The 7600-nt window shown below is 70.4% G+C and carries 6 protein-coding genes; 1 reads left to right on the top strand and 5 read right to left on the bottom strand.

Going from position 1 to position 7600, the window contains the following annotated elements; genetic code table 11:
- A partial coding sequence (locus tag OS124_RS25145) for a helix-turn-helix domain-containing protein (protein ID WP_138919582.1) occupies positions 1–1223 on the bottom strand: 1223 nt, incomplete at its 3' end.
- 229 nt (positions 1224–1452) lie between these two features.
- Between OS124_RS25145 and OS124_RS0117745 the strand changes: the two genes are divergently transcribed.
- Entirely contained in the window at positions 1453–3138 is a 1686-nt protein-coding gene (locus tag OS124_RS0117745) for a chloride channel protein (RefSeq protein WP_010141203.1), read from the top strand.
- Between the two features lie 338 nt (positions 3139–3476).
- On the opposite strand, the gene OS124_RS0117750 is transcribed toward OS124_RS0117745, so the two are convergent.
- The 4 genes from OS124_RS0117750 to OS124_RS0117765 all read right to left on the bottom strand — a co-directional run.
- Positions 3477–3818: a DUF427 domain-containing protein gene (locus tag OS124_RS0117750; protein WP_010141204.1), complete on the bottom strand. Its 342-nt coding sequence runs from the start codon at positions 3816–3818 to the stop codon at positions 3477–3479.
- 87 nt (positions 3819–3905) lie between these two features.
- Positions 3906–5717, bottom strand: a complete 1812-nt coding sequence (locus tag OS124_RS0117755; RefSeq protein ID WP_010141205.1) for an aminopeptidase P family protein — start codon at positions 5715–5717, stop codon at positions 3906–3908.
- 74 nt (positions 5718–5791) lie between these two features.
- Positions 5792–6484, bottom strand: a complete 693-nt coding sequence (locus OS124_RS26210) for a class I SAM-dependent methyltransferase (RefSeq protein ID WP_010141206.1) — start codon at positions 6482–6484, stop codon at positions 5792–5794.
- A 332-nt stretch (positions 6485–6816) separates the two neighbouring features.
- A partial coding sequence (locus tag OS124_RS0117765) for a cobaltochelatase CobT-related protein (protein ID WP_010141207.1) occupies positions 6817–7600 on the bottom strand: 784 nt, incomplete at its 5' end.

Genomic DNA, 7600 nt, shown 5'->3' on the forward strand with positions numbered 1-7600 from the left:
TCGGGGCGCGCAAGGCTGCGGTAGGGCAGCACCGGCATCAACCCGCCACAATGGCTGAACCTGACCATGCCGCCCGAGGCCCGGCCCGGGCGCCGTGAGGTCCCGGAGGTTCCCGGTGCCTCGCGGCGCCCGGCTTGTGCCACTACGCCGGGTGCGGTGCCGGTCGAGAGATCACCACGGGCGGGGCCGTGCAGGTCCTGCGCCCGTCCGGCAGGGCTGTGCAGCCCTGGGGTGTCGCTGGCCGAGGGGGGCAGGGCGGGGATCAGCTCGCTGACCGAGAGGGCCAGGCGCAGCAGCTCGCCCTGGCTGCGGGTTTCGGTCTTGGCGAGGATGGCCTTGATCTGCGCCCGCACCGTCTCGACCGAGCGGCCGCGCTCTTCGGCGATGTCGCGCAGCGGGCGCGCCTCGGAGAGGCTGCGCAGGATCTGCGCCTCGGCCCGGGTCAGGCCGAAGGCCTCGCGCAGGGTCTCGGTCAGGGCCTCGGGCCAGCGCAACTGCGAGGTGACGACCAACACGAAGGGCGCCCCGCCGCCGGGGCGGTTGAGGGCCAGCTGTGCCAGGATGAGTTGCCCGGTCGCGGCCAGCCGCAGCCGCAGCGCCGCGTCCTTGCCGGGCCGGGGGGCGGGACGGCGGGCGCGCTCCGGCGCCGGGTCGGGTGCCTGGCCCAGCATCCGGCGCAGACGGCCGCGCAGCGCCTCGAGGTGCGGTGCCTCGAAGGGCAGGGCATCCAGCGCATCGCCGCGCCGGATCCCCCAGCTTTGCCGCGCCGCTTCATTGGCGGCCATCAGGCGCAGGTCGGGGCCGACGGCAAAGGCGGCAGTGCGGGCGAAACGGCGTAGCTCGGCCTCTTCGGGGCGCAGCGCACGGGCGGCGCGGGATTGTTCCAGCAGCCGGGTCACCCTCTGGAAATGTTCAGTGAAATCCAGCGCCGCAGGCCGCCTTGTCTCGGCGGGGCGTCCCGGGGCAATGGGCTGCGGATCCGCCCCCTGCGCTGCGGACCCTTCAATGCCGCCGGCCAGCCGCACCGCGTGATCCAGCGCCCGCCGCAGCGGCCGGTTCAGTCGCTCCCAGTCGTCCAGCAGATCGGCCAGCCGCAGGGGATCGACCGCGACGTCGTACAGTCTGCCGACCAGCGTGTCGTGCAATCTCTCTTCCGGTATCTCGCGGTCGCAATAGCCGCGCTCCCCGGTGCCGGCTTCCTGTCGTCCCCAGGAATAAGCCACGGGAGTCCCCCCAATCTGAATTCGTTCCGGGTGCCTTGCGGCGATCTCAGCGCATCTGCCGCAAGGCCGCAACCGGCCTTAAGGTCGTATCCCGCCCCCGGTCGCGGAAACGCCCTGCAGCTTCAGGCAACCCAGCGTCACCCCGGGGCTTTTTTTGCCCCGACCTTTGTCCTAGAAGGCGGCAAGCGCGGTCCCCGGGGCCGCATCCAGACGGGAGGCAAAAGCCGCCATGAGCCCAGTGCCGGAAGAGCCCCGACCCCTCTCGGGCGGGCTGAGCGAGGCGACGCGCCGGGCCTGGTGCCTGCTGCGCGACAAGGGATCCTTCCAGGTGGTCTTCTGGCTGATCGCCCTTGGTATCGGCATCGCGGGCGGGGCGGCGGCGCTGGCTTTCCGCTCGGGCATCTCGGCGCTGCAACGGCTGGCCTATGGCGCCGATGACGTGCAGAGCCTGCACTCCTTCGCGGGCGGCCTGCCCTGGTACATCGTGCTGGTCGTGCCGATCTGCGGCGGGCTGGTCGTGGGCGTCATCCTGAAGTGCTTCACGCCGGACGGGCGGGTGCGCTCGGTCGCCGACGTGATCGAGGGCGCGGCCCTGCACGAGGGGCGGGTCGAGGGGCGGGCCGGGCTGGCCTCGGCGGCGGCCTCGCTGATCACCCTGGGCACAGGGGGCTCATCGGGACGCGAGGGGCCGGTGGTGCACCTGGCGGCGGTGATCTCGACCTGGGTGCTCAACCGGATGCGCGCCGATGGCGTGACCGGGCGCGACCTGCTGGGCTGCGCGGTGGCGGCGGCGGTGGCGGCCTCGTTCAACGCGCCGATCGCCGGGGCGCTCTTTGCCATGGAGGTGGTGCTGCGCCACTTCGCCCTGCATGCCTTCGCCCCGATCACCATCTCGGCGGTGGCCGGAGCGGTGATCTCGCGGCTGCAGTTCGGCGAGGGGGCGGAATACCTGCTGCCCGAGGCCTCAATCCTCGGCTTCTACCAGGAGCTGCCGGCCTTCCTGCTGCTCGGCGCGCTCTGTGGCGTCGTGGCGGGGCTGTTCATGCGCGCCATCTTCCTGTCCGAGACGGTGGCCACCCGCCTGCAACGGCGCCTGTCGATCCCCCAGGTGCTGCGCCCTGCGGTCTCTGGGGCCCTGCTGGGCGGCCTGGCGATCTGGTTTCCCCATATCATCGGCGTCGGCTACGAGACGACGCTGAAGGCGCTGTCGGGCAACCTGCTGCTGCACGAGGCGGTGATCTTCGCGGTGCTGAAGGCGGTGGCCGTGGCGGTGACCGTCGGCGGACGGATGGGCGGCGGCGTGTTCTCTCCCTCGATGATGATGGGGGCGCTGACCGGGCTGGCCTTCGGCATCGTTGCCACCGGCGTCTTTCCCGATCAGTCGGGCAGCCCGCAGCTCTATGCCCTGGCGGGCATGGGGGGGGTGGCCGCGGCGGTGCTGGGGGCGCCGATCTCGACCACGCTGATCGTATTCGAGCTGACCGGCGACTGGACGACGGCGCTCGGCGTCATGGTGACCGTGTCGATCTCGACCGCCATCGGCTCGCGGCTGGTGAAACGGTCGTTCTTCCTGACCCAGCTCGAGCGGCGCGGCACGCGGCTGGCGGCAGGGCCGCAGCAATACCTGCTGGCGATGTTCCGCGCCCGCGACGTGATGCGGCCCGCCGATGACTCCCGTGCGGCCCCGGAAGCCCGTTGCTGGGAGCTGATCGAACAAGGCCTCTACCTGGACGCGGCCGCGACGCTCGAGGATGCCTTCCCGGATTTCGAGCGCAGCCTGGAACCCTTCCTGCCGGTGGTCACCCTGAGCGACGCGACCCGCCCGCCCGAGCTTCTCGGGGCGCTCTTCCATGTGGATGCGCTGCGCGCCTACAACCGCGCCCTCGCGGCCACCGCCAGCGAGGAACACGGCTAGGCAGCGCAGGGCGCCCCTCGGGGGCATCGAGCCCCCTCAGTCCGGGGACTGCGCCCCGGCACCCGCACAGGGCGCGCGCGGCAGGGCGGACGTCGTGGATGGTGGAAGGGCCGAGGACCCGGCCTGGGCTGTCCCGGCCCCGTTCGTCTCAGCGTCAGACAGGCCAAGGTCGCCGTCCGGCAGCGGGGGCGGAGCCCCGCGCCACAGGCGGCACGCGCTGGCGCGGTCAGGGCCCCGGTCGCCAGGTCACCAGTCGGCCTGGGCTCCTGCCAGCAGCCCAGTCGGTCGGGCTCAGTCAGTCGGGCCCCGTCGCCGGATCCCAACCAGTCAGGCCGGGGTCAGATCTGCTCGATGGTGACGAAATCCGTGGCGTGGAAGGCGATATGGCCGGCGATCTCGGTGGCGCCTTCCAGCGGTGTCTCGTAGCTCCAGGCGGCATTCTCCAGCGTCTGGCTCTTGGTCACGATCGAAAAGTAGCAGGCCTCGCCCTTCTTGGGGCAGGTCGTCGCGTGATCCGTCCGGTCAAGGAAGGCCATCGCGATATCCTCGCGCGGGAAGTAGATGATGTCGGGATACCCCGTTTCACTCAGTTGCAGCGCATTGCGGCTTTCGGCCAGCACGGCCCCGCCGGCGCGCACGGTCCAGATCCCTGCCGCGGCACGGATGGTCATATCGGTCATTCAGCTTTCCCCCGTTCAGGCCCCGTCTCCCTGCCGTGCCCGTGTAACATGCGCATGTCACTAGATCCCTCGGGCGCGGCCAAGCTCTCAGAGAGGCTCGGTCGCCCGATCCAACCACAAAGCGGTCGGTTCGTCCAGCAATGGACGAATACGCGCCCGGACCCCGGCGTGATAATCGTCGATCCAACTCCGCTCGGCAGCCGAGAGCGCCCCCACGTCAATCAGGCGCCGCTCGATCGGCACCCAGGTCAGCGTCTCGAAGGCGAGCATCCGGCGGGCGTCGGCACCGGCCAGGGCCGGGGCGGGCTCGACCGCGATCAGGTTCTCGATGCGGATGCCGAAGGCGCCCTCGCGGTAGTAGCCGGGTTCGTTCGACAGGATCATGCCGGGTTCCAGCGCCACGTCGGACACGCGGCTGAGACGCTGCGGCCCCTCGTGGACACAGAGATAGGCCCCGACCCCATGGCCGGTGCCATGGTCGTAGTCCTGCCCCGCCAGCCAGAGCGGGTAGCGCGCCAGGGCGTCGAGATGCTGGCCGGCCAGCCCGGCCGGGAAGCGCAGCCGCGAGATGGCGATCATGCCCTGCAGCACGCGGGTGAAGGCGGCTTTCTCCTCGGCGCCGGCGGTCTCGCCGACCAGCAGCGTACGGGTGATGTCCGTGGTGCCATCCAGATACTGCCCGCCGCTGTCCAGCACCACCAGCTGGCCCTCGGCGAGGCGCGCGTTGCTCTCGGTGCTGACCCGGTAGTGGGGCAGGGCGCCATGGGGACCGGCGCCGGCGATGGTGTCGAAGGAGATCTCCATCAGCTGGTTGGTCTCGCGGCGCATGATCTCGAGCCGGGTGACAAGGTCGATCTCGGTCAGGCTCGTCTGGGCGGCGGCATCGAACCAGGCGAGGAAGCGGCAAATGGCCGTGGCGTCGCGCAGGTGCGCGGCCCGCATGCCGGCAAGCTCGGCGGCATTCTTGCGCGCCTTGGGAAGGATGCAGGGATCCTCGCCCCAGCGGATCGCCGCCCCGGCCAGCCGCGCCTCGACCCAGAGTGGACAGGAGCCGCGGTCAAGCCGGATCGGCCCCTTCGCCTCGCGCCCGATGACCTCGAGTGTGGGCCCGAAGGCCTCGGGCCCCTCGATGGTCACCAGCGGCCCGAGGTGGTCCAGCAGCGCATCGTCACACTTGGCATCCTCGGCAAACAGCGCCACCTGGCCGTCGGCGAAGAGCACGGCGAAAACATGGGGCACCGGGTTGCGTGGGATGTCGCTGCCACGGATGTTCAGCAGCCAGGCGATGGAATCGGGCAGGGTCAGCACCGCCGCCCAGTCGCCCGCACGGGCCAGAGCGCGTCCGAGGCGGGTGCATTTCTCGGCCAGCGGCTCGCCGGCGAAATCCAGCGGTTGCGGCACGATGGGGCCAAGCGGCGGGGCGGGCTGGTCGGGCCAGATGGCGTCAACCGGATTGGCGTCGAGCGCCTTCAGGGTGATGCCCGACCCGGCGAGCCCGGCTTCCAGCCGGTCGATCTCGGCGCGGGCATGCAGCCAGGGATCGAAGGCCAGCACCCCGCCCTCGGGCAGGGCCTGGCGGGCCCAGGCGGCGGGCAGGGTGGCAGGCCAGTCGATCTTCTCGATCTCTTCGGCAACCTGGTCGCGGGCCTGCACGGTATAGCGGCCGTCGACGAAGAGAGCGGCCCGCGTGGCGGTGACGAGGCACTGGCCGGCCGATCCGGTGAAGCCGGTAAGCCAGGCCAGCCGGTCATCGCGCGGGGCGACATATTCGCCCTGGTGGGCATCGGCGCGGGGCACGAGGAAGGCATCGACGCCCAGGTCGGCCAGTTCGGCGCGCAGGGCTGTCAGGCGGGGCGGGCCCTGTTCGGGCGAGGAGGAGGTCTCGAAGGTCTGGAACATGGTCGCTTCCTGTCTGCGGCCCCGGCCCCCGGTTGGGGGCGGGACGGGTCAGGAGGCAACCTAGTCCGCCTGCTTCAGGGTTTCGAGCCGAAATCGAAGAGGCAGACGAAGCGTCGCTTGTCGCGCACGGTGCAGAGCGGTTCGCGCAGCGCCTCGGACAGGAAGGGGGTCAGCGAGAAGGGCGGGGCGCAGAGGTCTATGGTGTAGAACCCCCAGCCCTCGATCGCGACCGGGCTGCAATCGCCCCAGGCCGGGTTCTGGCCCTGTCCGAGAAAGCTGGTGGCGATCATGTAGCGCGCCGCGTTGCGGATCCGGGTGATCACCCGCTGCCCCATCTCGTGTGGCAGGTGGAAGAGCACGTCGCGGATGATCACCAGGTCATGGGGGGGCAGCAGCTCGGCTGTCAGGTCGCGCATCTCGAAACGGATGCGGGCGCCCTCGCCATGGGCGCGGGTCAGGCTTGCGATCAGGTCCGGATCGGCGTCCCAGCCGCGATAGGAAATGTCGCGCCCGGAAAGGTCCATGTGGCGCATCCAGTTCCAGTCGCCGCAGCCCAGGTCGAGGATCGAGGTGATCTGCCGTTCTTCCAGTACCCGGTTCAGCAGCGTCATGGTCGGCCGGGCGGCTTCCAGGAAGGAGCCTGGTCCCGAGATGCTCTCGCGGCCCTCGTCCTGCTGGCGGCGGCGGCCATGGGCGACGAACTGGCGCGCGGCGGCGAAGTTGCTGTCAGCGGTCGGGACAGGGTGAGGCTGGGCGCTCTGTGGCATCGGGGGTCCTCCGGGCGGGGTCGCCGCAGGTTTGCCGCTTCGTAGTTAAGAAAGCGTGAGTTCCAAGGGGAATTGGCGCTTCGGGGGGCCGGGGCAATGCTGGGAGCCCCAGGCGGGGGGCGCCTGGTTGCCGGCGAGGGAGGGGGCGCTGCCCCCGTCTCCTGCGGAGACTCCCCCGCAGTATTTGGGCCGTCGGATGGGGGAAGGACGTTGTGCTGCGAAGAGAGCGCGGGCCCCGGTTGGGCGGACCGATGCGGTCTGAATGACGGAAGCCGGAGCGAGGCCCCGGCTTCCTGGATGGTTCCCTGCGTTCCCTGCGGGTTGGCGGAGGCCTATCCCGCCTTCCTGATCCCGACCATGCGGGCACGTGCCCTCGGGTCGTTGTCGAAGAGCGAGGCCAGTTGCTCGGTCATCGCGCCGGCCAGCTGGTCGACGTCGGTGATGGTGACGGCGCGCTGGTAGTAGCGGGTCACGTCGTGGCCGATGCCGATGGCGATCAGTTCGACCGCCTTGCGCTTCTCGATCATCGCGATCACGTCGCGCAGGTGTTTTTCCAGGAAGTTGGCGGGGTTCACGCTCAGCGTCGAATCGTCGACCGGGGCGCCGTCGGAGATCACCATCAGGATGCGGCGCGCCTCGCGGCGGCCCACGATGCGGCGGTGTGCCCATTCCAGGGCCTCGCCGTCGATGTTCTCCTTCAGGAGGCCTTCCTTCATCATCAGGCCGAGGTTGTCGCGCGAGCGCCGCCAGGGGGCGTCGGCCTGCTTGTAGATGATATGGCGCAGGTCGTTCAGGCGACCGGGCTGCTGCGGGCGGCCATCGGCCAGCCATTTCTCCCGTGATTGCCCGCCCTTCCAGGCGCGTGTGGTGAAGCCGAGGATCTCGACCTTGACCGAGCAGCGTTCCAGCGTGCGGGCCAGCACGTCGGCGCAGATCGCCGCGATCGAGATCGGGCGGCCGCGCATCGAGCCTGAGTTGTCGATCAGCAGGGTCACCACGGTGTCGCGGAACTCCATGTCCTTCTCGACCTTGAAGGACAGCGGCGTGGTGGGGTTGGCAACGACACGGGCGAGGCGGCCCGCATCCAGCACGCCCTCTTCCTTGTCGAATTCCCAG

Origin of the sequence: Oceanicola sp. S124 (assembly GCF_000220565.1) — a bacterium.
Lineage (GTDB): Bacteria > Pseudomonadota > Alphaproteobacteria > Rhodobacterales > Rhodobacteraceae > Pseudooceanicola.